Genomic DNA, 25,413 nt, shown 5'->3' with positions numbered 1-25,413 from the left:
AATATGTCTTACAAACAAATCAAGTGGATGATCTTGCTCATTCCCACCTTGACCGTTGGACTGTGGGAGTATGTACGACATCAGTTTCTGCTCCCCTACATATCAATGAATTTGGGCAACTGGCTTACGCCTGTCATTGTATATGTCGTGAGTATAACGTTGTTAACTCGGCTGTTTCTGATGTTGGAACGTATTCAAAAAGAGCTGGAGCATGAGCGTGAAGCCAAAGCCGCATTGGAATCTCGTGAAAAGATGGCCAAGGAACTCCATGATGGAATCGCCCAATCCCTTTTTTTATTATCGGTAAAAGTGGGGCGTTTAGAGGAACAAGCCAAGTTGGATCAACAGTTGGACGATGTGTATTCGATCAAGAAAACGGTTCATGAAGTCAATCGTTATGTGCGTCAGGCCATTGCCGATTTACGTTATGATCCTAACGTTGACAATACCTTCACTACGAACGAATCGGTCACACTACTTGGTCAAATTCGAAGAATTGCCAAAGATATCCCCGTCCGAATCGAACTGGATTGGAGCATCCCGGATGATGCATTTACTGACAAAGAGAAAGTAGAACTGCTCGCTTGTATTCGGGAAGCTCTTTTTAATATTCAAAAGCACTCATCTGCTTCTCAAGGATGGATTCAGGGAAAAGGGCACAAGAAGTGCTGGAATATCACGATTCGAGATAATGGAAAAGGATTTGAGATGAATCCCTTTGAACGAAAGGATCGATATGGACTGAAAATCATGAGAGAGCGGATGAATGAGCTGAACTATAACATGCAATTCCGAAGGGAACAGCAGCTTACTGTTGTCGAATTTTCAAAGGATGGTGAGATGTTATGAGCCATACTCGCGTACTTGTTGTAGACGATCACGCTCATGCGAGAGAAGCCATATGTGAAATTTTATCCATGGACCCCAGCTTCGAAGTGATTGGCGTCGTGTCGGACGGTCAACAAGCGATTGATTATACAGAACAGTGGCTTCCCGATCTAATCCTCATGGACATTCAGATGCCCATTATGAACGGTCTTGAAGCAACACAGCGGATCAAATTGGCGTTTCCTTATGTGAAAATTGTCATGATTACCGTCTCGGATGATGTACTACACCTTCTGGAAGCGTTGAAACGGGGAGCTCAGGGTTATCTGCTCAAAAACCTTGAACCCTCCATGTGGCTGGAATATCTTCATTCCATCGTTACAGAAGAAGCTCCATTGAGCCGCGAGGTGGCTTACCAAATCCTGAAGGATGTCTCACTCACGGAGAAAAAAGAACCTGACGTTCCACTAACGACAAGGGAAAAGGATATTCTGTATGGCGTGGCTGCAGGATGGACGAACAAAGAAATCGCTGTGAATTATACAATTTCAGAGTATACCGTCAAGAATCATTTAAAAAACATTTTGCAAAAACTGCAGGTTCAAAATCGTGTTCAACTGACACGTTACGCATTGGAGCAAGGGCTTATTACAGACCATAATCGTCTGTAATAAGCTTTTTTTACTATATCCGTGTGTTCTTTCTATTTTCATGTTAAGTGGATGTGATTTTTCTACTTTTACCACAATGACCTCACAATTTGGACACAAAACGTCCAGCTCTATAGCTAGCTTGAGCTATATGGTAAAAATTTGTTTTTATGTACACTATGAGCAGTGTGTTTCATGAAGGAGGTTATGATGTTTCGCGAACGGATTGTCCTGAGCATATTGCTGCTTATAGGGATACTGTTGATCCCGCTATCTTACCCGCTGGACACTGCAAATGCTGCTCCTGAAACCAAAGATGCTATTCCACTCCAGCCAATCATTGATGGTTCTAGACCTGGAGAAGTGCTTGTACTTGAGACGGGTATTTATTCTGGTCCCGTAAGTATAGACAAGAATATATCCATTCGAGGGGACTCATCCGTATTGGTATTGAATACGGATGCTGAATCCACCATTACCATTCGTTCAGATGGAGTGACATTGCAGGGTTTCACGGTACGACACTTAACAAATGAACCCACTGCAGCGATTCAGGTTGAAGGAGATCGAGTAGAGATCACGGGCCTGGATATTCAGAGTCAAAGTTTTGGAATCGTGCTGCGGGGTTCCGTCGATGGGCTCATACATAGCAATACCATTTCATGGGCTGGACCGGAGTCTGCTTCCAGTGGTCAAAAGGGGAATGGCATTGATCTGTACAATTCCCATCGTACCCACATCGAAGACAACAAAATTACGGGCATGCGGGATGGTATATATCTGGAGAACAGTCGCAATCTTACGGTTAAGGGTAACACGCTGTTACATACCAGGTATGGAATTCATTGTATGTATATCGATGGCTCTTCTATTGTGGACAATGTGGGAGAGAACAACAGTACCGGAGCCATGGTCATGGGCGTCAAGAATACGGTCGTATCGGGAAACTCTTTTCGCAAACAGAACGAAAATGTGCATTCACAAGGGATTTTGTTGTATGACGTACAGCAATCCTCGGTTCATAACAATGTCGTGGAAGGTAACCGTGTTGGCATGAACATTGCTGAATCCTCAGGAAATGAAATTCGCGGCAATGCGGTGCTCCGGAATTTCATCGGAATTCAGCTCGTTCTTGCGGAGGATAATCAGTTTACCAGAAACCAATTTGTTTCGAATGTGATTGAAGCTTCAGCGATGGACAGCCGTAACAATGAGATGAAGGAAAACTTCTGGGATTCCTTTCAAGGTCTTGACCTGAACGATGATGGAATTAGTGAACTGTCCTATGGAATTAATCCTTTTTATGAGCAAGTGGTCAACCGGAATTCGGCCTATCAGCTTTTCTTTCAATCTCCAGGCATGATCTTTATGAGCAACTTGTTTACGGAAGGCAAGGCAGAGTGGACAAGCGACAGATCGCCATTAATGAGCATGGAAGCGGTATCACAGACGACGAAGGTAGGTACACAAGTGGTCAAAGAGATAACCGGGGTTTGGATCATCGGATGCATTCTGCTGGGCCTGGCCACTTTTATTATGATCAATATGGGGGTATTACGAAAATGAGAATGAAAACACATTGGAAAACAGTTATGGTGTTTCTCTTTGGGGTGCTGTTATTAACAGCTTGCGGAAAAAAATACGAGGCATTGCCTATCAATGAAGACGTGGATATCTGTGCCATTTGCAAAATGCAGGTGAAAGATGATGCCTATGCCACGCAGCTTACCACGAAAGACGGTAAAAATTATAAATTTGATGACATTGGTTGTATGCATCAGTGGAAAGAAGAGAACGGAACAGATAACATCGGAATGGATTTTGTTCGTGATTATAATGACAAGGAATGGATTGAGTACAGCAAAGCCACTTATGTATACGATGCTTCACTGCGTACACCGATGGCTTACGGCATCCTCAATTTCAAGGATAAACCATCTGCCGAAGCTTTTGTTGCCGAGCAGGGTGTAGGAACGATCATGACCGCTGAAGACCTTGCCTCCCACGACTGGAAACAAAACACAGAGACGATGGATATGATGGGTGAGCATGGGCATTCCGAAGAGGGGATGGGTGAAGGCATGCATGAAGAAACACATGGGGAAAGCGAATCAACGGAAGAATCAGGCCACAAGTAATGACCAATGAAGATGGTGATGCATGATGGGAGATATGGTACAAGTCGTTCGACGAGAAATGAAAATGGGATTTCGCAACCCATGGTCATATTCATTTTTGATTCTTTTCTGCGTGTTTAGTCTGAGTTTGTTAATCATCAATTCTCAGAATTTTGTAGCAGGATACTCTGGCACTACAGGTTCCATGTTAAATCTTATTCTTTATCTGTTGCCGCTGATGACCCTCTTTCTGGGCTCGTTCTCGTTGACTTCTGAAAAGGAAGAGGGCAGCTGGCAGCTGTTGTCCACTTACCCCATTGGCACGATGTCTTTTATTGTTGGCAAATATCTGGGGCTGTCGGTTGTATTAATGACGATAGTTACATTCGGATATGGCCTGATGGGACTTCTTAGCGGATGGGTGGGTAGCCCTTTAGATGTTAAGACATATCTTTTGTTTCTGGTATTCTCCTGCGGACTGGTGTTGCTATTTCTGACTATTGCACTGTTCATCGGTTCGTTATCCAAAAATCGCTGGCAAGCGTTAACGATATCGGTATCCGTTTGGTTTTTTGCTGTGATCGGGTGGCCCACGCTTCTAATTTCCGTGCTGGGACTCATGCCGTATCAGTGGGTAAAACCCTTACTCACCGTTCTAACCTTCATCAATCCGGCTGAGTTGGTACGTTTGTTTGTGTTGATCAAACTTGGCGGGGGCTCGATACTGGGACCTGAATATTATCAGTGGGTAGATTGGGTACATCCATCGAGCGGGAGCTGGATCTTTATGGGGATATGTCTGCTGTGGATTACATGTTCTATCGTGGCAGTATACGGGATATGGGAAAGGGGACGTTCCCATGGATAACGTGGAAACAGAGATTGTTGGACTGTGTAAATCCATAAAAAAACAACAGATTGTTGAAGATATATCCTTTCGCGTTTCTTCCGGTCATGTGCTTGCCTTATGCGGCGGAAATGGGGCCGGAAAAAGCACCGTTCTGCGTATGCTTGCAGGTATTCTTCAACCTACCTCGGGTGAAATCATTGTAAACAATATGCGCTGGTCCAAAGAACGAAAGCGATATTCGGAACAGATCGGATATATGCCGGATGATTATCATTTCAACCAGGGTTTGACGGCAGAGGAGGCGCTCCAGTTCTGGGCGGCGTTAAGGAAAGTGCCTAAAGCGCGAGTAACGGAAGTGCTAACCATGGTAGGCTTGGCCGATCAAAAAAAGAAACGGGTCACGACCTTTTCCAAAGGTATGCGGCAGCGTGTGTTATTTGCCCAGGCTCTGCTGTCCAAGCCTCCGCTGCTGATCATGGATGAGCCGACGAATGGACTGGACCCCTTCTGGATGCAGGAGTTTGCAAATCTGATAAAACAGATCAAGGAGGAAGGGCATATGGTTGTGTTCTCCACCCACCAGCTTGAGATCGCAGATGATGTTGCCGATCACATTGTTTTTATGAACCAAGGACGTAATGTGGGAGATGGCTCTACTGAGGACTTTCGTCAACAGTTCGGGTCGCTTCATGCTGCATTTCATCATAGTCTTGGCTTAAAATGAAGGTGAATTTATTGGAAAAAAAGAGTAAAAAAATGAGTGCGAAAATGAGAAGTTTGCTTACTATCCTGATTGGAATGGCTGCTTTACTGACCGCTGTGTGGGCAATTTACCAGGGGACTTCATCATCCGAGCCCAAAATAACCGGTGCCATTGAAGCCGGTGCAACTGCTCCTGAATTCACTGCGGTTAATTCAGACGGAGAACAGGTGAAGCTCTCCGATTATCGGGGCAAAGTCGTCATGATTAACTTCTGGGCTTCATGGTGTACGCCCTGTGTGAGGGAAATGCCAAAGATTAAGCAGATTGCTCAGACGTATCAAAACGATGTAGAGGCTCTGTTTGTCAACGTGGGGGAAGCGAAGGGCACCATTCGTGAATTTATGGAGAAACAGCAATTCGATTTCCCTGTTATCATTGATGTGACCGGAAAGGTCTCCGGTCTGTATCGTATCACCGGGTTGCCAGCGACCATGATCATAGATCAGGAAGGTATATTCAGTCACATTTTGCTCGGTGAGTTGACTAAGGATATTCCTTTGCAGCAATGGCTGGAGGAGACCGTACAGCAACGGAATTGAAGCTTTGCAGACTTATGAACAAAAAAAGTCGAGAAGTCGCTCACTATACGAGCGGCTTCTTTTGTTTTATTTTTCCCGAACATCTTGCAAGCATAGTAGAATTGAAAATCGCAATACCACGGTTGTGCCTAATGAATCAATAGCCCCTTTGGGTGCTTTTTATGCTTTTCACCGAGTTGTCAGAAAGAGTTGATCCTTTCTTGAACATTTAGGGACGAAGACGTGTCAGTGATTGAATTGCTAATTCACAAAGATATAATAATTTTAACTATTAGGTCCTGTTAAGTACTTTGGCCCTTCAGTATCAGGTAAAACACAGCTCGCCAACCCATGCTCAGTCCAATAACTATGTGTAGCAATGCACAATGATGGTGTGGTAAAGCTCCTTCGTCACTTACTTTGTGAAAAAATTCTCTTTGTACATACAACGATGGAGGAACGGTTTGTAGATAAACTCTGAACCAGTCTAGTGGGGCTTCTATCAACCTGATAAAGAACGCAGTCCAAGGGCTGACTGACCTAATAATTAAAAGATTCAAATCAGTACGAAAATCGAACAGAGTTTGAAAGGAGGCAGTAAACAATGGCAATCGATACGGTGATGTGGAGCAAGCTGGTGACAGGTATGACGCTGGGCTTCCACGCTATTTTTGCGACACTTGGCGTCGGTATACCTCTAATGATCGCAATTGCAGAATTCATGGGGATTCGCAAGAAGGACCCCCATTACACACTGATGGCGAAGAGGTGGTCAAGAGGGTTTGTCATTTCTGTGGCGGTTGGTGTGGTGACCGGTACAGCGATTTCACTGCAACTGGCCCTGGTGTGGCCGAATTTTATGAAACTGGCAGGCAATGTCATTGCACTTCCGTTATTCATGGAGGTGTTTGCGTTCTTTTTTGAAGCGATCTTTCTGGGCATTTATTTGTATACGTGGGATCGATTCAAAAATCCATACATTCACTGGCTGCTGACGATTCCAATCGTCACGGGAGCAGGCATGTCGGCTGTGTTTATTACGACGGTGAACGGCTTCATGAACCAGCCTGGAGGCTTTGTCATGGAAGCAGGCCAATTCACAGCGGTTAACCCAGTGGAGGCGATGCTGAATACGGCGACGTTTTCCAAGGTGTTTCATGTATTAAGCTCAGCATATTTGACAGGAGCTGCCCTGTTAGCCGGAATTGCAGCCTTCTCGCTGCTGAGAAAAGGGGCATCTGCATACCACAAAAAAGCCTTGAATCTCATGATGGCGGTGGTTCTGCTGTTCGGCTTACTGAACACGTTAGCGGGAGATGTGTCCGCCAAGTTTTTGGCCGAGCATCAGCCGGAGAAACTTGCAGCGGCAGAATGGCATTTTGAGACAGAAAGTGGCGCAGATTTGATTTTATTGGGATGGCTGAATGCAGAGCATGAAATTATAGGAGCTCTTCACCTGCCGAAACTGCTCAGCTTCCTGGCCTTTAGTGACTTTAATGCAGAGGTAACCGGACTGGAGGAGTTTCCGAAGGACGAATGGCCGCCGCTGCTCGTTCACTACCTGTTTGATTTAATGGCCGGAATCGGATTTACGCTGCTGGCTATTTCAGTTCTGTATTTCCTGTTTGTATTCTGGAAAAAGCGCAATGAGCTGAATAAGTGGCTGCTTGGGATCATAGCGCTAGGCGCACCGATGGCTTTTCTCGGAGTTGAGCTGGGCTGGTTCTATGCTGAACTGGGACGACAGCCGTGGATTATCCGAGGATATATGCGTGTGGAGGAAGCAGCCACTTCATCACCCAACATCAGAATGATCTTTTTCTTCTTCCTGCTTCTCTACATCGTTCTGGGAGTCATGTGTGTTCTCGTACTAAGACGTTTGTTCAACAATAATCCGGCAGAAGTCGAGATGGAGAAATGGATGAAGGAGAAGAGCAATCCGTCTACAGAAAAGGGTGAGCGTACATGAGTTACGAACTGATTGGCATTTCGGTACTCTGGCTGTTCTTGTATGGCTATTTAATTGTTGCCTCCATTGATTTCGGGGCGGGTTTCTTTGCCTTTTATGCACGCTTGACGAAACAGGATCACTTGATTAATCGTCTGATCTCCCGTTATTTATCACCGGTATGGGAGATTACGAATGTATTTTTTGTCTTTTTCTATATTGGCATCGTTGGATTCTTTCCAGACACGGCGTATTATTACGGATCAGCTCTGCTCGTACCGGGAAGCATTGCGGTCATTTTGCTCGCCATTCGTGGGTCGTTTTATGCCTTTGAGAACTATGGTTCCAAAAATAACATCGTGTATCTGTTTCTATATGGAGCTTCAGGATTGCTGATTCCAGCTTCGCTATCAGTGGCGCTAACGCTGTCTGAAGGTGGTTTTATCGTGAAGCAGGGTTCGACGGTTTCTCTGGATTACTGGACGCTGTTTACCAATCCGTTATCATGGAGCATTGTTGGACTGGCGATTGTGTCCGTATTGTTCATTAGCAGCTCATTTCTAGCCTTTTATGCATCGCGGGCAGAGGATCACTCTGCATTGAAGCTGGTACGGACCTATGCCCTGTTCTGGAGCACACCGACGATTATCATCGCACTGACTGCATTTATTTATTTGGGACAGCACAATGAGCGACATTTTCAAAATATGATGGATTTATGGTGGCTACTTGCGCTTTCCGTTGCCTTCTTCATGATTGCGATGTGGCTGATCTATAACGGACGCCGCTACGGATTAGCGTTTATATGTATCATGCTGCAATTTTTCTGTGCCTTTTTCGCTTACGGAATTGGTCAATATCCTTATATCCTTGATCCGTTCATTACAATTCAAAACAGTGTAACCTCACCAGCGATGGGCTTCGCACTGGTGGTTGTGTTTATCGGTGGCATGTGTATGTTGATTCCTTCCTTGATTCTGGTTTTCAAACTGTTTCTGTTTGATGCGGATTATGTAAAGGGAAAAAAATAAATTGAATTCATTATGCGATGTAAGGGAGTAATCTCACAGGTTCATAGAAAGGAGGAGAGCTTACATGAAGAGGAAAACAAGCCTGATCTCTCAACAAATGTCTGGGCAACGAAAACGACTCGTGCTCCTTGCAGTGATTTCACTTGCGCTGGGTGCAGCGATTGTAAGTCAGGCTGCGCTGCTTGCTGAAGCAGTACAACGGATTTTCGTGGAGAAGGCTTCCCTTTCGTCGGTCGTCATGCTGCTCGGGATACTCATGGCTGTCATGGTCGTACGTACAGGGTTGTCTTATGCGAACGGAAAAGTTGGTTTGCATATGGCTTCCTATGCGAAGACGAATATGCGGGCAGCCGTGCTGCAAAATTTGACCCATGCGTCGATGCCATCAACCCTTCGTGGACAAACAGGCGGTAAGGTCAGTGTTGCTCTGGATGCGGTGGATGAGGCTGACAGTTATTTCAGTCTGTATATGCCGCGTATGATGGAGGCTGCCATCATTCCAATTCTGATTTTGGTGGTAACGTTTATGCAGCATGCCAATTCAGGCTTCATTATGCTGTTTACGGCCCCGTTTATCCCCTTGTTCATGATTTTGGTGGGACTGAAGACGAAGAACAAATCAGAGGAGAAATATGCGCAGCTGGCCGAGTTTTCCGGTACGTTCCTGGACTCTCTTCAAGGGCTGGTTTCGTTGAAAATATTTGGACGGGCTCACCGTCAGCAGCAGGAGATTGAACGCACCAGCCTGGGGTACCGCGATGCCACGATGGGCATTTTGCGGATTGCGTTTACCAATACGTTCATGCTGGAATCAATTGTAATGCTTAGCATCGGTATCGTTGCTCTTGAACTAGCAATCCAGCTGCTTGTATTCAAATCGATGTCGTTCCACACTGCGTTTCTCGTGCTGCTGCTCGTTCCCGAGTTCTACAGTCTGTTGAAAAATACGGGAACAGCTTTTCACAGCGGGCGAACAAGTATGGGAGCGGTTCGTAAGGTAGAGCAGATGCTTGAGGAAACAGCTGGGGAGAACAAATCGGCAGATAGCAAAGAAGGATTAGGTACATCCGATGGAATTGACGAGGTCGTTAACATGGAGCGGATTGAAAGGGAGAACAGGATAGGGACTTTTCAAATGGACCTTTCCAATGACCGTTTCATGCCGCCGTCCATAATATTAAACCATCTCCGATTTCGGTATGCTCCCGAATTATTCGAGCTTAAGACTGGTCGAGCACAGCTTGATCCGGGAGAACACATTGCCATTGTCGGCAAAAGCGGCTCAGGGAAAACGACGTTACTCCATCTCATTGCGGGTTTGTTGAAACCAGCATCAGGAGAGGTTCTGGTAGATGGACAACCGCTTTCCGATTATGATGAGTCTGCATGGTTCGAACATGTGAGCTACATTACACAGCATCCGTATATTTTTGCAGGTACATTTGCTGAGAACATTGCGATTGGTGCGGGCCGGAACGTGTCCAGGACTGAAATTGAGCAGGCGGCAGAGGATGCCGGGCTTGCTGAAGTTGCTGCCCAATTGGAGCATGGCTTCGATACCTTGGTTGGTGAAGGAGGTCGAGGACTGTCTGGTGGGGAAAAGCAACGACTTGCTTTGGCACGAGCTTTTTTGAAGCGGCCTTCCATCATCTTGTTTGATGAACCTACGGTGGGACTGGATTTGCGCACGGAGCAGATACTGCAACGTTCCATTGCCACATTGGCAGATACCGCGACGATGATTACAGTGGCACACCGATTATATACGATTCAACATGCCGATCGCATATTGTTTATGGACGATGGTGTATTGGTGGATACGGGACGCCATGAAGAGCTTATGGTGCGTCTACCCCAGTATGCCGAGATGATTGATGTTCAACGAAAGGGGGGCTTGGCATGAATGAGCTAGCGATTTTGTCCAAAGCCATGATTCAGGAGCGCAAGGATATTATCCTTTCCATTCTAGGTGGGTTTATTGCCGGGATAGCAGGAGTGGCCCTCTTCTCGGCGAGCGGATATCTGATTTCGCAAACGGTCTTTGCGCCACCGCTGTACACCTTAATTGTACTCACCTCGCTGGTCAAGCTGCTTGGACTGCTTCGGGCGGCGAGCCGATACGGAGAGCGCTTGTATTCCCACAGGGCGACGTTCTCCATGCTTAGCCGTTTGCGTACATCCTTTTTTGCCCGACTCATTCCTTTGACGCCGGGTATATTGAACAAAAAGCGAAGTGGAGACCTGCTAGCCCGCATTGTTGGGGATGTGGAGAGCCTGCAACATTATTTTTTGCGCGTCGCTTACCCACCGATCATTGTTGTCATGGTCTTTTTGGCGACAGTGTTGTTTACTTCTACTTTTTCATTCTGGATTGCGGGGCTGTTTGTATTAGGTATGCTCATAACGGCGTTGGTTGTACCGGGAATAGTCTTGCTTAAGCAGCGGAAAATACATGGACACGTTCGCGAGCAACGGGCGCTGCTTTCCACAGAAGTCACCGAAGTATTGTATGGGTTCCGGGATTTGAAAGTGTACGGACAACTGGCTCAACGGGAGCAACAGCTGCAGCAGGCTTCTGCTGCGTTGACGGTCCAGCAGCAACGGGCTGCCGGACACCTACTGCGTGGGCAATCCATGCATGCTTTGGTTACGTTCCTTATTTCCTGGGGCGTGCTGACACTTGGTGCTTATCTGATTATGGATGGAGCGCTTGCTGGCGTGTTTCTTGCAATGCTGGTTATGGCCTCACTAACCGTTTTCGAAGAGGCTGCGGCAATGGCGACATTACCTTTGTATAAGCAGGATAGCGAACACGCAGCCAAGCGACTGACGGAAACCATACAGACCTCTGATAGGCAGTCTGTGTCTACGCAGCCCAAAGGCGCGTTATCTGGCAATCAGGCTGTTTCGCTTGATCTCTCCAATGTTACGTTTCAATATGAAGGGGAGTGGAGACCGGCGTTAAAGGACATTTCGCTGCATATTTTACCCGGCTCCAAAACGGCGATTGTCGGACCGAGCGGATCAGGCAAATCAACGATTATTGAACTACTGCTTAAACTGCGAACGCCTACAACAGGGGAGATCCGTTTAAATGACATTTCGGTGAAGGAACTGGATGAGGCGAGCATTTGGCAAACGGCCAATGTTGTCTTGCAGCAAAGTCATTTCTTCCGGGGAACGATCCGGGATAACCTGCTGTTGAATGATGATGAACATTCGGACGAGCAACTATTGGATGTGCTAGCAAAAGTGCAACTGCCCAATACATCATTGACTGATGTAGTCTATGAAAAAGGGGAAAACCTGTCGGACGGTGAGAAGCAGAGGCTGGCTCTGGCACGGGCCATGCTTCGCAAGGGACGATTATGGCTTCTCGACGAACCTACTTCCTCACTGGATTACGTTACAGAAGAACGTGTGATGAAACATCTCTATGCACAAGCAGCCGAGGATACGCTTCTACTGATCTGTCATCGGCTTACTGGCCTTGAAGAGATGGATCGGATTGTGGTGATGGAACAGGGAAGGGTAGTGGAAGCGGGCTCCTATACGGAGTTAATGGAGCAAAAAGGTTATTTTTATGAGATGAAGAAGATTGAGCGGCAAATGATCGGAGAAGTTGGAGTGTAAGAGAGTAAGATACACACAGATACGAATGAAAGAGTATGCGTCATTGCAGTTTAAACATTCACATTACAAAAAAATACACTCGCACACGTTTATACTGTGTGGAGTGTATTTATATTACCGTAAAGAAATGAGGGTAAGCATCAGTCAATTGAAGCTTCGATAAACTGCTTGTACTCCAGTACAATAGACCTTAATGGCCTCCTGTATTGGAAGCCCAGACAGGATACCAGCCTGCACTCGGTGTTTCTGTATTGTACAGAACCAAATTGCCGTCGTTTTGAACGATGAGCACGTTACCCCTGAGGTTGGGTGGCAGATTGTCCGCTCCATAGTACGATGTAGACCATGCCTTGTTGTCTGACGTCCAGTAAGGTGTGTTTTGGGGATCCTGGAGCACTAGTTTTCCACTCCAATAATCAATCTTGAAATGATTTATTCTCGTGTCATTGGTCTTGGTGTTCCATAACATCGTGTGTGTGCGGTTATCCCAGAGCTGTAGGTCGCCGTAGACGCTGTATTGCAGTGAAAACCTGACGTTGTTGGATACGAGTGGAATCGAATTGTTATACATGATGTCATAAATGAGGCGGTCTCCAGCTGCAGATGCTGATGGAGCGCTGGAAAGCAAAAACATGAAAATTGCAGCAAACAGCAAAACAGCTTTTTTCATAAGATCCTCTTTTCTGGGATATATTTTAAATTACATACCAAATATATCATATCTATCTATCAAAAATGTATAAAATTTCAAGTAGAAAGAAAATATTTTTGGGAGCTTTATATTTTTTTCTAAACTTCTCGTAATAACTTATATTCGACATACAAAACTAAAGGATTATTCTACCTAAATCAATCTATTTTAGGATAATCCAACTTCCATGTTACACATCGTTGTTACACATCGTTATCGCTGACATGTCAGTTTGAAAATTGAGAAAGAGCTGGATACATTAGGCAGTAACTATTTAAAGATTTGCCATTATAATCAGATATGCCTAAGAGCGAAATGTGTGTTCCAAAATGATGAATAAATAAATTTTTAGAGATCGCTTGATTTTTTTTAATGTATCTGATATTGTAAGACCTGTGATTTTGGAAAGCAGATATATCAACATAAATCAGGTCTTTCCAGCAGATAATTTTTGACCACTTCTCTTAAGGAAGTTAAGGCCATACGGACAGCCGGGTCAAACGCCGATTGGCAACTTATGTTGCCTTATTGATTGAGTTAAAAGCTCAAATTTTATAAGTTGGTTACTTTACAACCAGTGCATCTGCACATCAACTTGTGAAACGGTCAATAAGAGTGGTAAAGGCGAATTATTTGCTATATAGACTCTGATCTGATATTGATATACATGAAGAAGCTTTCCGCTGGAGGAGTTCTTTTGAACTTTTTTAGTTATGGGAACTTTGCGTCTTTTTAATGATGTATATCGACAAGCAAGTGTGATGATGCGCGTTTGGGGCATTTTTCACCTTGCTTTTTTTGTTGGTTCAGAACGGGCGAAAAGTTGAAAAATGAGAAAAATAATGAAGTTAATTTTAAAAAAATTCATATTGGGTTAGGAGAATGGAAAATGGGAAAAGCACTAATCATCGGCGCCGGCGGCGTAGCTTCAGTAGCAGTTCATAAATGCGTTCAAAACAGCGAAGTATTCGAGGAAATCTGCATCGCAAGTCGTACGAAATCCAAATGTGACGATCTTAAAGCCAAGCTGGACGGCGGCAAAACAAAAATTACGACAGCTCAAGTGGATGCCGACAACGTTGACGAACTGATCGCCCTCATCAACGAAGTTAAACCGGATCTCGTCATGAACCTGGCATTGCCTTACCAAGACCTGACAATCATGGATGCTTGCCTTGCAACGAAAACGAACTACATGGATACAGCGAACTATGAGCCGGAAGATACGGCAAAATTCGAATACAAATGGCAATGGGATTACAAAGAGCGCTTTGAAAAAGCGGGAATTACAGCTCTGCTTGGCAGTGGATTTGACCCAGGTGTTACTGGTGTATTCTCTGCTTATGCTCTGAAACATTACTTTGACGAGATTGAATATATTGACATTCTCGACTGCAATGGTGGAGATCACGGCTATCCGTTCGCAACCAACTTCAACCCTGAAATCAACATCCGCGAAGTTTCGGCTAAAGGAAGATACTGGGAAAAAGGTGAATGGATCGAAACGAAACCAATGGAAATTAAACGTGTCTATGACTTCAAAGAAGTTGGCGAGAAAGACATGTACCTGCTTTATCATGAAGAGCTGGAGTCCCTGGCTAAAAACATGCCTGGTCTGAAACGCATCCGTTTCTTCATGACATTTGGTCAAAGCTACCTTACGCACTTGAAAGCACTTGAAAATGTGGGCATGACTTCGATCGAACCTATCGAATACGAAGGCAAACAAATCATTCCGCTGCAATTCCTGAAGGCGGTACTGCCAGATCCGGCGTCCCTTGGACCACGTACTGTGGGCAAAACGAACATCGGCTGCATTTTCAAAGGTAAAAAAGACGGCAAAGATAAAACGTACTACGTTTACAACATTTGTGATCACCAAGAATGCTATAAAGAAGTTGGTTCCCAAGCTATCTCTTACACAACAGGTGTTCCAGCCATGATTGGTGCAGCAATGGTGATGACTGGTAAATGGAACAAACCAGGCGTATACAACGTTGAAGAGTTCAACCCAGATCCATTCATGGAAGAGTTGAACAAATGGGGTCTCCCATGGGTTGAAGACTTCAACCCAGTACTCGTTGACGAACTGCCAGAAGAAGCCAAAGAATCGGAGCTTGTTCGTTAAGATGCGGTTTGAGCAATTACCGACACCATGTTTTGTTGTTGACGAAGGACTTATCGAAAGAAATCTCAAAATCCTGAACGGTGTCATGCAACGTACAGGAGCCAAAATCGTGCTGGCTCAGAAAGCATTTTCCATGACCACGATGTATCCGCTCATTGGAGAATATTTGAGTGGTGCAACGGCAAGCGGGCTGTATGAAGCCCGCCTGGGTCATGAGGAGATGGGCAAAGAGAATCATGTCTTTGCCCCGGCCTATCGCGAAGATGAGATCGATGAAATCCTTTCGATTTCAGATCATATTATCTTCAATTCTTTCTCCCAACTGGAGAAATTTAAGGGCAAAGCGCTTCAGGCTGGTCGAAAAGTAGGCCTGCGTATTAACCCTGAATGCTCTACTCAGGAGGGGCATGAGATTTACGATCCATGTGCTCCTGGTTCCCGTTTTGGTGCCAAACAAGAGGATTTCCGTGCAGAGCTGTTGGAAGGAGTCTCCGGACTGCATTTCCATACGTTGTGCCAGCAAAATTCAGATGATCTGGAAACGACGCTGAATGCGGTAGAAGAGAAGTTTGGACAATGGCTGCCACAAATGGAATGGATCAACTTCGGCGGTGGACACCACATCACACGCGAGGATTATGACATTCCAAGACTGGAAGCTTGCATCAAACGCATGCAGGAAAAATATGGCCTGGAGGTATATCTGGAGCCGGGCGAAGCGGTTGCGCTGAACGCGGGCTTCCTGGTGACGTCTGTGCTCGATTTCCACAAGAACGGTATGGACATTGCCATTCTGGATACCTCGGCCACATGCCACATGCCAGACGTGCTGGAAATGCCGTATCGCCCGCCGCTTATCGGTTCGGGAGAAGCAGGGGAGAAAGCCCATCTGTATCGTCTGGGGGGACAAACTTGCCTGTCAGGTGATGTGATCGGAGATTATTCATTTGATCAACCGCTCAAAACGGGTGACAGATTGGTATTTGAGGACATGGCGATCTACTCCATGGTCAAAACCAATACATTTAACGGCATGCCGCTGCCAGCCATCGCAGTGAAAAGAAAAGATGGCGATTGCGAAGTGGTTCGTGAGTTCGGCTATCAGGACTTCAAAATGAGATTGGCTTAATACTTTTATAGATATAGCAAGAGCAAAAGGGAACCTGATCACAGGTTCCCTTTTGACGTTTCACATAGGATGGGTTAACGGCTGTTTTTATGATTAATCGTTGGGTTTCGAGGCTGCTCTTGCGGCATACGGAAAGATCGGTTCTTTCAATTCAAACTCATAGGTTAATCCATTTACAATACCGACGACGCTTTCGCTGTCATATAATTCAAGCAAGAATCCAGCCATTTGTTCTGCTGTATGAAATTGGGGAACACGGCCCTCATATTTGAACTGGTCCAGATCAAAAGCACGTTCCGCAAATTCCGTTTCCGTTGCAGCGGGCGCGAGCACTTTCGCTTGCATTGCAGCATGCTTGCCTTTTAATTCATGTGCGAGCCCTTCCGTAAAGGCACTTACATAGAACTTTGTTGCACAGTAGGTTACTGCATCCGGCACGATCGTATATCCACCTCCAGAGGAGATGTTAATGATCTGTGTGCCCTCAACCTCTGCATAATCACGCACATACAGGGAAGAAAGAATGGTTAATGCCTCTATATTCAGATGAAGCATTTGTTCGATTTTAGGTAGATGTTGTTCACCAACCGAAGCAAAATTTCCGAACCCTGCGTTGTTAATCCATGTCTCGATAGAGTAATGATGGAGACTTTCATAGAATGCATGGACATTGGCAGCGATGGACAGATCCACCGTGCGAATGACAATGTCCAGATCAGGATCAATTTCACTTACTTTTGATTTTAACTTCTCCAATTCGTCGGTTCTGCGTGCAGCCAGGATCAAATGTTTGCCGCGAGCCGCAAAAGCCAAAGCTGCTTCATAGCCAATGCCCGAACTGGCACCGGTAATCACTGTATACTTCATAGATATTCCTCCTGGATCTTCGGTTCATTATTTATTGTGATATGAGTACGAGTTGATTATACTGATTAGAGCTTACTCTAAGTCAAGCGGAATATAGAAGGGAGGATCACCATGCACACGATCGGTGAAGTGGCTGAACTACTCGGTATCAGTACCCACACATTGCGTTATTATGAGAAGGAGCAGATTATCGTACCGCTCCGTGATGCTAGTGGAGACAGACGCTACAACGAATCGCACCTGAAATGGCTGCAATTTGTAATCAAACTAAAAGAGACTCAAATGCCGATCGCTATCATCAAAAAGTACGCATCGTTATTTCAGGAAGGTGAGCATACGGCTGCAGAGCGTTTGAAATTGCTGGAAGAGCACAAAGAGGCGATTCAACAGCAGATGCACACACTTCACTCAGCAGATCAGATGCTGGAGAATAAAATTACGGCATATCGAGCATTAATCGGGAAATAATGTAATCTGATCGAAGAAACGAGCAGAGCGAATTCAGTGGTTACATATATGACGATCTATTGCCAAAATAGTGAATTTTGTTATAGACTATTTTTTATGGTTGTTCATCAAGGGGGAAAAGGAATGAATCAAAGGAACGTGCAAAAATCGAACAAACTGAAAATCATCTCCAAAGTTTTATTGATTATGATTGGGGCTTTTATCACCTCATATGGCCTGGAAGCTGTATTAATTCCAAATAATGTATCAGACGGTGGTGTGACAGGTCTTAGTATCGTTGGCTCACAACTGTTTGGTTTACCGTTAGGGATGCTGATTGGTATCATCAACATTCCATTTGTATGGTTAGGCTACAAACAAATAGGTAAGAGCTTTGCTATTTATTCCATTATCGGTATTGCCTCGCTAGCTGTGGGTACAAGCCTTATGCACCATGTACCCACGATTATTCAAGGGGATACATTGTTAATTACCGTTGTGGGCGGGATTATCATCGGTTTTGGTATGGGTTTGGCGTTGCGTAATGGTGGGGCATTGGATGGAATCGATATGTTGGCTGTCCTGCTTTCACGAAAATTACCTTTTGGAACCAGTGATCTAATCTTATTCTTGAACATGTTTGTCTTTATTGTCGTGTCAACTGTATTTGGTCTTCAAGGGGCGATCCTGTCCGCACTTGCTTATTACATCGCTTCCAAAGTGATACATATTGTTGAAGAAGGTTTGAGCGGCTCCAAAACCTTTAAAATTATCACCAATCAACCGGAGATCATGGTCGAAACCATTCGTGACCGGTTAGGTCGTGGAGCAACTTATACCGATGCTTACGGCGGGTATACCAATGAACAATTTAAAGAAATTACCTGTGTAATCAACCGTATGGAGGAAAGCAAAATCAAGGATATCATTCACGAAATTGATCCCAATGCTTTTATTGTAGTTTACGATGTAGCCGAAGTTAAGGGCGGAAATTTCAAAAAGAAAGATATTCACTAATCACTAAAATGAGTATGAGTTACTGTCGCATAGAAAAGCATATAACATACAAAAAGTCGCTAATATAGCGGCTTTTTTTTGTTTTAAGGTAGAAGTTATTGTGTCAAGTTCGATCCAATAACTTCAATAATTTCTACCCTTTGAAATTTATCATTCTTTGCAAATCCTCAACTGTATTTCAGTCAGAAATTGCTCGGTAATGATCGTATCACGATTATCAATTTCATAAATCTCAAAAGGATCACCCATTACACGGAGCCCTTTTTCGTTGGCATGTGCAACGACCTCAAGCATTTTTTCATAACTTTGACGGTAGTTACCCCGATAAAAAAGGGATAGATACTCACCAGCTGGCAGGTTGTAATCGTAATCGATCTTTCCGGCTTCGTCAGGATTAAAGATAAAGAAGACGGAGTTAAAAACATCCCTCACACCATGCTTTAGTTCCTCAAGGGACACGGATGCACCATATAATTGGTTTCCAAAGTCCGGAATGTGACTTTTATGCTTTTGGTGCAGCTTCTTAATGGCATAATCCATCTCCTCATCCCTAGTTATGCGTGTATTGAGTTGCAGACAAGGCCGGTCGGGATACGTTTTGATGGAGAAAACTCCTGTCTGAATTTTGCTTGCGTCAGTCAATACCTTGATTCTGCCCTGAATAATACGCTGCGTAGTTATAAGCTTCGCAATTTGTTCCTTAATCAGTTCCTGTTCAGTCAATAACAATTCAAGCGTATTTTCGACACTTTGCTGATCCAAATACGCTTTGATCTGTTGCATGGTAAAATCCAACTGGCGCAGATCCCGGATGATATTCAGTTTATACATATCTTGAAGGCTATACAGACGATACCCGTTTCCGTCTCGCCGAGGCACCAGCAACCCTAATTTTTCGTAATAACGCAGCGCGTCAACACCTATTCCGTAAAGCTTCGAAATTTCATTGATTTTATAATCGTTTTTCATCGGTTTTCTTCCTCGTTTACACTTAATTATTAGATGCGTGCGCGTATGCTGAAGGCGCGCCATACACTTCCTTATACAGCATTTTTTTCACCATTTCAAATTGTGTTGGGTTCAACTTTGCTGGATAACTCATGATCTGTAATGAGAGGGTTTCCTGCCCGACAGCACGAAGAGGCGGCTGAACATAAGAATGATCTCCCAAGCAGAATCCCAGACGCTCGTAAAATCCGATCCTTCTCCGCTTCATCTCATCTTCTGGCAATTCAACTTCCAATATAACCGGCTTGGCGGTCTGCTTCATGTAACGTTCCATTAACCGCTTGCCTATGCCGCCTCCACGAATGTTCGAGGAAACAGCCAAATGCTCTATATATCTGAACGACTCGAACTCCCAGCCTGCGAGAAAGCCAATCACTTCATTCTGTTCATTCTTCTCTGTGAGAAGGCGATAGCTCGAATTGGAAAGTAACTTCTTCTGTTCTGAATATTCCCGATATTCAGCTTCGGGAAACGACTGCTTCATAATTTCAAACACTTGGTCAAACCGTTTTTGTAACATCAACTTCATCCACTCCTGATTTGTAAAGCGTTATTTGTTATAAACCAACGATAAACCCTGGTACGATACCAGAGTCAAGCAATATGGCGGAAAAGGTAGGGCAGACCGAAGTGAAGAGGAGCATTGTGAGTGGATAAGGGGGGCGATTCACAATATCTAAAAGTTTACTTATCGCAACTTTTTTTGGCCGAGGTCAAACTCTTTCGTTGTACAGACATTGTTTTACTTGGTTCAAAACGTTTCTCTAGACCCACACAACACCGTGATGATACCATCGTAAAGTGCTAGAAAACAGTTGGAATCAGGGGGATTACTTTTCGTGGAGCAAATAAAGTACGACAACTTAAAATTGGGTGAAAAGGGAGCAATCATCAGTATTATTGCTTATATTTGTTTGACTGCAATTAAAATGATGATCGGTTCTATGTCTAATTCTGAGGCTTTGAAAGCCGATGGGTTAAACAATGCTACCGATATTATAGCTTCGATCGCGGTTCTTATCGGTCTGAGACTTGCTCAGCGTCCAGCTGATAAAGATCATACATACGGACACTGGAAAGCAGAGACCGTTGCCTCACTGGTTGCTTCTTTTATAATGATGGCAGTAGGGATTCAAGTGTTATACGAAGCTATTACATCCGTATTCCAGGGGAAAAGCGAATCTCCAGACATCATCGCAGCATGGACAGGCATTTTCTGTGCCGCTGTGATGTATCTGGTTTACAGATATAACAAAAGACTTGCTTTGAAGATCAAGAGCCAGGCGGTTATGGCAGCTGCAAAAGACAATATCTCGGATGCCTGGGTTAGTATAGGGACAGTGATAGGGATTATTGGTTCCCAATTTGGCCTGCCATGGCTCGACCCATTAACAGCTGTAGCAGTGGGCTTTCTAATATGTAAAACCGCTTGGGACATTTTTCGTGAAGCAACACACCATCTTACAGATGGATTTGATGAAGAGCTCATCAAGGAATACAGGAGTACAATTGCCAATGTAGATGGCGTTGAGGCGGTTAAAGACTTAAGAGCCCGGAATTACGGTAATAATGCCGTTGTCGATGTGGTAATTCTTGTACGATCGGATTTGGATCTTCAGAAAGCTCATGATATTTCAACAAATGTAGAAGACGAATTGTTAAGAGAACATGATGTGTACACTGTTCATGTTCACGTTGAACCAGACGAAGCCCCTAGCGAAGTGGGTCAAGTATAAAACATAAGCGGCATATAAAAGAACTTGCCGGTAAACATGGACATAGTCTCTTCTTGACGTATGACAGGACAGGTAGCCCTCGGGCTACCTGTTTTTTTAGTTGGAAGGGTCACCAAACATGTCCTTTTGATATCTTTTGCGGAAACTTCTCGGAGATTCACCCACCGTTTTGGTAAATAAAATTGTAAAGTAGTTTGGGTTCTCGTACCCGACCAACTTGGAGATTTCCCATACTTTTTTCTTGGTCGAAACCAACAATCGGGTCGCTTCTCCCATTCTTCGCTGAATGAGGTAATGATAGGGGGAGGTACCGTAGCAATTTTTATACATATGGATCAAGTAGTAGAAATCGATATGGAATTGGTCCGCCAAGTCCTTCAGCTTAATATTTTGACGATAGTTCGTATCCAAATAGTCTTTGATGCTTTCAGCGAGGGTATTATTCCGAACGATCTCACTAGCTGTGCGCTGATGGTGAGACATGCGATCGATAATGAGCAGAACGGCATTCAGCAGATGATGGGAAATAGAGTCATATCCTTCTTCCCGGATTGAAAATTCATTGAACATGGTCTGCATTAACGAACGGATCTCTTCCGAATAACGATTGGCACGAACAACTGGCTCGCTACCGGGAGGAATAATCCAATCGTTGTTGGCACGGGTACCCTCTTTGAAACGAAATCCGCAATAAAAGGTGGATAAGGGGAATTCCGGGTCCGATTTTTCCTCGTGAAGTGTTCCTTTGTTATATACAAGAAGATCTCCTTTTCGTGCTGAGTGCTTTGTCCCATCAATCGTGAACGAACCCTGACCCTCATTAACGTAAATAATCTCATGCAAATCGTCATGTTTGTGGGTCGGAAAACTCCAATGCGGATTGTCTGCCAACTTCCCTACATAAATAATAATGCAATCTTGATCTTCATGTAGTCGGTGAGGCTCATGGCGTGTATTCATTAATGTCTTCCCTTCAAGATTCTATGCTGAAATGACAACATACATAATGTTTTGGATGAAGATCACAACAACCTTGATTGTCGCCTAGCATGTCTAACAGTACAATTTCACTATTCAATAATATGTACTATATATCGAATTGAAGGGATGTGAAAGCAAAATTTGTTAAGAATGGAATCTATTTAAGAAAATGAAACGCTTGCAACATTAGAGAGAATTGTGAGGGCTTATTTTTGACTAGAAAAAGAGAAAATTTACTTATTTTAACACTTACCTTAGTTAGCTTTGTATTGGGAACAACCGAATACGTGATTGTAGGCGTATTGAAGGAAATCGAAACCTATATGAAAGTATCGCTGGCTGCCGCAGGTGCGCTCGTATCGGGCTTCGCCATTGCCTATGCGATCGGAACACCGTTTGCTGTTGCTTTCTTGGCCAAAATTCCTCGAAGAAACTCCATTTTAATTGGGTTTGCAGTCGTGCTTGCCTTAAACGTACTTACCATGTTCTCAACGACGTTCTATTCCTTGATGGTTATTCGGATCGCTTCAGCTGTTGCATGCGGACTTACGATATCGCTTTCGATCTCGATTGCAAGCGATGCAGTTAACCGGGAACGGAGAGGGGAAGCGATCGCCTGGATACTGGGTGGCTTTTCCATTGCCAATGTGCTTGGCGTCCCGCTCGGAACCTTCATCGGACAGCATCTGAACTGGTCCATGACGTTTGTTGTTACGGCATGCATCGGGGTCGTGCCATTCATATTCATGTTCCGGATTCTTCCGCGACAAACAACGACCATTGCCGGTTCATTCAGTGATCAGATGGCGCTATTTATGAAGCCGCGTATATTGCTCGCCTGCTTGATTCCGGTTCTTGGAAACAGTTGTATTTTTGTAATCTTTACGTATATCACTCCGTTACTGGGACAGTCCATGGGTATACCTACACGTTGGATTAGCGCTGTACTCCTCATATACGGTGCCTGCAGCATACTAAGCAATTGGATTGGTGCCAAAATAGCCAAAGGAGATTTCTTGCCCAAGCTCAAGTGGCTTTTCGTCATTCAAGCTGCAATCTTTTTGGGACTCAGCTTCACTGTGTCTCATCTATGGCTGGGCTTGGCGTTCCTGTTCCTGATCGGTTGCCTGTCATCATCCATGAGCGCAGCGTCCCAGCTCTATCTGTTCGACGTCTCCGGAGCGATCGCTCCAAATTCCAGACCGTTCGCGTCCACGCTGCTGCCCGTGGCGGCAAATGTGGGGATAGCCATCGGTTCCGGAGTTGGCGGACTTGCTGTCAGTTTAGGGGGTGTGAAGTGGGTACCACCAGTAGCTGTGATCCTAGCTCTGATGGCTTTTGGGATCACAGCGATCTGCCAGCGATCCATTCAATTGAAACCGGAAGCAGCCACCGCTCCTATAGTAGACTACTCGATTCCAAGTACTAATTAGTAAATCCTGAAGGCTACTTCTTCGCTCCATAAGTGTGAATTTTCATTGAGGTAGCAAATTGAAACGACATAATCATACATGTTCGAGCACGGAAAGCCGCTAATTTTAGCGGCTTTTTTGTTTTTTTGGATACATTTCTTACCCAAAAATTACAGTAGAAATGAGATGAACAGCACCTTTTTCCCATCCATCATTTTATTGTTCAAAAAACACAAGTGAAAAGGAAGCATTCAAAAAACGGTTGACGAAGGGAGATATCCTGTATAGAATGAAGCCGTGATTTAGTAAATTAGTAATTTAGTAAATTACTAAATGAAAAGTTGATGGATAGGAGGGGGAAAATGAAAGAAGCCGTTGCTTTATGATGGAATGAATAGGGAACGGCTGCGCACGTTAGCAAAAATCTTAAAGGATATGGGGTATTAAAATGTTTGCCAATCCATATGTTCGAACAATTATCCTTTCCCGAGTTCTATTGCAGCTCGGAATCTGGATCCGGAATTATGCCGTTCTTCTTTATGTTTCCGAATTGACGCATAATAATCCCGTTGATATTTCACTGATTTCGGTAGCGGAATTCTCACCGATCTTTATATTTGGCTTGATTGGCGGTACCTTTGCCGACCGATGGCGGCCGAAAAAAACAATGGTATGGAGCGATTTATTCTCAGGTTTGTCCGTTGGTGTTGTATTGCTTGCGGTCATGAATGGTGGATGGATTGCACTTCTGATTGGATCTTTCGTTTCTGCCAGCTTGTCACAGTTTTCTCAGCCTTCGGCGATGAAACTGTACAAACGGCATGTACCAGCCGAACAATTGCAGGGTGTCATGGCCATGTCCCAAACGCTTGTTGCTGTTTTTATGGTTTTGGGGCCGGTCATCGGCACGTTTATTTTCATTAAGTTTGGCATTAGCGTATCCCTCATCCTGACAGCAGTTATGTTTCTGGGCTCTTCGCTCGTATTATTATCGCTTCCCCGAGATGTAGAGGAGGAGAAATCAGGGAATAGTGGCGGCTTCCTTAAAGAGCTCACGGATGGCCTGCGTTATATCGGGGCGAATAAATCCTTAAGAACACTTGGATTAACCTTCTCGGCAGTTGGTTTGGCATCAGGACTAACTCAACCGCTTCAGCTCTTTCTTGTCATTGAAAATTTGGGTCAGGACAAAGAGTTCTTACAATGGCTGGTGATGGCGAATGGGGCGGCCATGTTGGTCGGAGGTGCTGTGATCATGGCGATCGCTAAAAAAGTAAAGCCACAGCTATTGCTTTTAGTCGGCTTACTTGTCAGTGCGATCTGTACGGTTGGAATGGGCGCATCAACACAAATTTGGTTAACCATTATTCTGCTCGTCATCAGCGGTTTGTTCTTCCCGTGTATTCAGGGGGGAATTCAGACGCTTCTTGTGCGGAATACGGAAGGGGCATTTATTGGCCGGGTGTCCGGAGCGATCATGCCGATTTTTATGGGAATGATGGTGATTGGTATGCTTACCTCCGGATATCTCAAAGATACGTTTTCCCTGTTTAGTGTATTTATAGCAAGTGGTGTTTTTGTGATAATCGGTGCGTTATTATTGCTCCCTATAGTCATTGAAAGGAGAAGTAAAGCCGAGGAAACTCCATCATCATGACG

General features: G+C 44.6%; 23 protein-coding genes. 18 read left to right on the top strand and 5 right to left on the bottom strand.

Features of this window, described 5'->3' with window-relative positions:
* Positions 1 to 3: 3 nt before the first annotated feature.
* The 11 genes from AC4PM4_RS24060 to cydC all read left to right on the top strand — a co-directional run bounded on the left by AC4PM4_RS24060 (position 4) and on the right by cydC (position 12,338).
* A complete protein-coding gene (locus AC4PM4_RS24060; RefSeq protein WP_491614729.1) occupies positions 4 to 849 on the top strand; it encodes a sensor histidine kinase in 846 nt (281 codons plus the stop codon).
* Entirely contained in the window at positions 846 to 1,499 is a 654-nt protein-coding gene (locus tag AC4PM4_RS24055) for a response regulator (protein WP_063562787.1), read from the top strand. The genes AC4PM4_RS24060 and AC4PM4_RS24055 overlap by 4 nt, the downstream gene beginning before the upstream one ends.
* A 189-nt stretch (positions 1,500 to 1,688) precedes the next feature.
* A complete protein-coding gene (locus AC4PM4_RS24050) occupies positions 1,689 to 3,044 on the top strand; it encodes a NosD domain-containing protein (RefSeq protein WP_491614728.1) in 1,356 nt (451 codons plus the stop codon).
* Positions 3,041 to 3,616, top strand: a complete 576-nt coding sequence (locus AC4PM4_RS24045; protein ID WP_491614727.1) for a nitrous oxide reductase accessory protein NosL — start codon at positions 3,041 to 3,043, stop codon at positions 3,614 to 3,616. The genes AC4PM4_RS24050 and AC4PM4_RS24045 overlap by 4 nt, the downstream gene beginning before the upstream one ends.
* A 25-nt stretch (positions 3,617 to 3,641) precedes the next feature.
* Entirely contained in the window at positions 3,642 to 4,463 is an 822-nt protein-coding gene (locus tag AC4PM4_RS24040; RefSeq protein ID WP_491614784.1) for an ABC transporter permease, read from the top strand.
* Positions 4,456 to 5,169, top strand: a complete 714-nt coding sequence (gene ccmA / locus AC4PM4_RS24035; protein ID WP_090807041.1) for a heme ABC exporter ATP-binding protein CcmA — start codon at positions 4,456 to 4,458, stop codon at positions 5,167 to 5,169. Before AC4PM4_RS24040 ends, ccmA begins: the two co-directional genes overlap by 8 nt.
* A gap of 32 nt (positions 5,170 to 5,201) precedes the next feature.
* Positions 5,202 to 5,747, top strand: a complete 546-nt coding sequence (locus AC4PM4_RS24030) for a TlpA family protein disulfide reductase (RefSeq protein WP_491614726.1) — start codon at positions 5,202 to 5,204, stop codon at positions 5,745 to 5,747.
* A 583-nt stretch (positions 5,748 to 6,330) separates the two neighbouring features.
* Positions 6,331 to 7,695 (top strand): cytochrome ubiquinol oxidase subunit I, encoded by a 1,365-nt coding sequence (locus AC4PM4_RS24025; protein ID WP_491614725.1) that lies wholly within the window; start codon positions 6,331 to 6,333, stop codon positions 7,693 to 7,695.
* The gene (locus AC4PM4_RS24020; protein WP_063562783.1) at positions 7,692 to 8,705 is read left to right on the top strand and encodes a cytochrome d ubiquinol oxidase subunit II; all 1,014 of its coding nucleotides are present in this window, start codon (positions 7,692 to 7,694) and stop codon (positions 8,703 to 8,705) included. Before AC4PM4_RS24025 ends, AC4PM4_RS24020 begins: the two co-directional genes overlap by 4 nt.
* A gap of 64 nt (positions 8,706 to 8,769) precedes the next feature.
* Positions 8,770 to 10,608: a thiol reductant ABC exporter subunit CydD gene (gene cydD / locus AC4PM4_RS24015; protein ID WP_491614724.1), complete on the top strand. Its 1,839-nt coding sequence runs from the start codon at positions 8,770 to 8,772 to the stop codon at positions 10,606 to 10,608.
* Complete coding sequence (gene cydC / locus AC4PM4_RS24010) at positions 10,605 to 12,338, top strand: thiol reductant ABC exporter subunit CydC (RefSeq protein ID WP_491614723.1); 1,734 nt, start codon at positions 10,605 to 10,607, stop codon at positions 12,336 to 12,338. Before cydD ends, cydC begins: the two co-directional genes overlap by 4 nt.
* A 190-nt stretch (positions 12,339 to 12,528) precedes the next feature.
* Here the strand turns inward: cydC and AC4PM4_RS24005 are convergent, their stop codons facing one another.
* Entirely contained in the window at positions 12,529 to 13,008 is a 480-nt protein-coding gene (locus AC4PM4_RS24005; RefSeq protein ID WP_063562780.1) for an immunoglobulin domain-containing protein, read from the bottom strand.
* A gap of 910 nt (positions 13,009 to 13,918) precedes the next feature.
* On the opposite strand from AC4PM4_RS24005, the gene AC4PM4_RS24000 reads away from it, so the two are divergent.
* Positions 13,919 to 15,157, top strand: coding sequence for a saccharopine dehydrogenase family protein (locus AC4PM4_RS24000; protein WP_491614722.1), 1,239 nt, complete (start codon positions 13,919 to 13,921; stop codon positions 15,155 to 15,157).
* A 1-nt stretch (position 15,158) separates the two neighbouring features.
* Positions 15,159 to 16,286 (top strand): carboxynorspermidine decarboxylase, encoded by a 1,128-nt coding sequence (gene nspC / locus AC4PM4_RS23995; protein WP_079693887.1) that lies wholly within the window; start codon positions 15,159 to 15,161, stop codon positions 16,284 to 16,286.
* Positions 16,287 to 16,379: 93 nt separating this feature from the next.
* Here the strand turns inward: nspC and AC4PM4_RS23990 are convergent, their stop codons facing one another.
* The gene (locus tag AC4PM4_RS23990; RefSeq protein ID WP_063562777.1) at positions 16,380 to 17,153 is read right to left on the bottom strand and encodes an SDR family NAD(P)-dependent oxidoreductase; all 774 of its coding nucleotides are present in this window, start codon (positions 17,151 to 17,153) and stop codon (positions 16,380 to 16,382) included.
* Positions 17,154 to 17,264: 111 nt separating this feature from the next.
* Between AC4PM4_RS23990 and AC4PM4_RS23985 the strand changes: the two genes are divergently transcribed.
* Complete coding sequence (locus AC4PM4_RS23985; RefSeq protein WP_063562776.1) at positions 17,265 to 17,621, top strand: MerR family transcriptional regulator; 357 nt, start codon at positions 17,265 to 17,267, stop codon at positions 17,619 to 17,621.
* A 123-nt stretch (positions 17,622 to 17,744) separates the two neighbouring features.
* The gene (locus AC4PM4_RS23980) at positions 17,745 to 18,617 is read left to right on the top strand and encodes a YitT family protein (RefSeq protein ID WP_063562775.1); all 873 of its coding nucleotides are present in this window, start codon (positions 17,745 to 17,747) and stop codon (positions 18,615 to 18,617) included.
* Between the two features lie 150 nt (positions 18,618 to 18,767).
* Here the strand turns inward: AC4PM4_RS23980 and AC4PM4_RS23975 are convergent, their stop codons facing one another.
* Together AC4PM4_RS23975 and AC4PM4_RS23970 are read right to left on the bottom strand one after the other, a co-directional pair.
* Positions 18,768 to 19,586: a MerR family transcriptional regulator gene (locus AC4PM4_RS23975; RefSeq protein ID WP_072733252.1), complete on the bottom strand. Its 819-nt coding sequence runs from the start codon at positions 19,584 to 19,586 to the stop codon at positions 18,768 to 18,770.
* A gap of 22 nt (positions 19,587 to 19,608) precedes the next feature.
* Positions 19,609 to 20,145 carry a GNAT family N-acetyltransferase gene (locus AC4PM4_RS23970; RefSeq protein ID WP_491614783.1) on the bottom strand — a complete coding sequence of 179 codons (537 nt, stop codon included), beginning with the start codon at positions 20,143 to 20,145 and terminating at the stop codon, positions 19,609 to 19,611.
* Between the two features lie 319 nt (positions 20,146 to 20,464).
* On the opposite strand from AC4PM4_RS23970, the gene AC4PM4_RS23965 reads away from it, so the two are divergent.
* Positions 20,465 to 21,361 (top strand): cation diffusion facilitator family transporter, encoded by an 897-nt coding sequence (locus AC4PM4_RS23965; RefSeq protein ID WP_491614721.1) that lies wholly within the window; start codon positions 20,465 to 20,467, stop codon positions 21,359 to 21,361.
* Between the two features lie 96 nt (positions 21,362 to 21,457).
* On the opposite strand, the gene AC4PM4_RS23960 is transcribed toward AC4PM4_RS23965, so the two are convergent.
* Positions 21,458 to 22,321 (bottom strand): helix-turn-helix domain-containing protein, encoded by an 864-nt coding sequence (locus AC4PM4_RS23960; protein ID WP_063562771.1) that lies wholly within the window; start codon positions 22,319 to 22,321, stop codon positions 21,458 to 21,460.
* Between the two features lie 233 nt (positions 22,322 to 22,554).
* Here AC4PM4_RS23960 and AC4PM4_RS23955 point away from each other — a divergent pair, with 233 nt between their 5' ends.
* Both AC4PM4_RS23955 and AC4PM4_RS23950 read left to right on the top strand, forming a co-directional pair.
* Positions 22,555 to 23,775, top strand: coding sequence for an MFS transporter (locus tag AC4PM4_RS23955; protein ID WP_491614720.1), 1,221 nt, complete (start codon positions 22,555 to 22,557; stop codon positions 23,773 to 23,775).
* Positions 23,776 to 24,202: 427 nt separating this feature from the next.
* The gene (locus tag AC4PM4_RS23950; protein ID WP_090951114.1) at positions 24,203 to 25,411 is read left to right on the top strand and encodes an MFS transporter; all 1,209 of its coding nucleotides are present in this window, start codon (positions 24,203 to 24,205) and stop codon (positions 25,409 to 25,411) included.
* Positions 25,412 to 25,413 lie beyond the last annotated feature (2 nt).

The sequence above is a fragment of the Paenibacillus sp. MDV22-iso6 genome, assembly GCF_058408365.1.
Note: the sequence above shows the minus strand (reverse complement) of the source record. Positions and strands in the feature narration are given on the sequence as shown.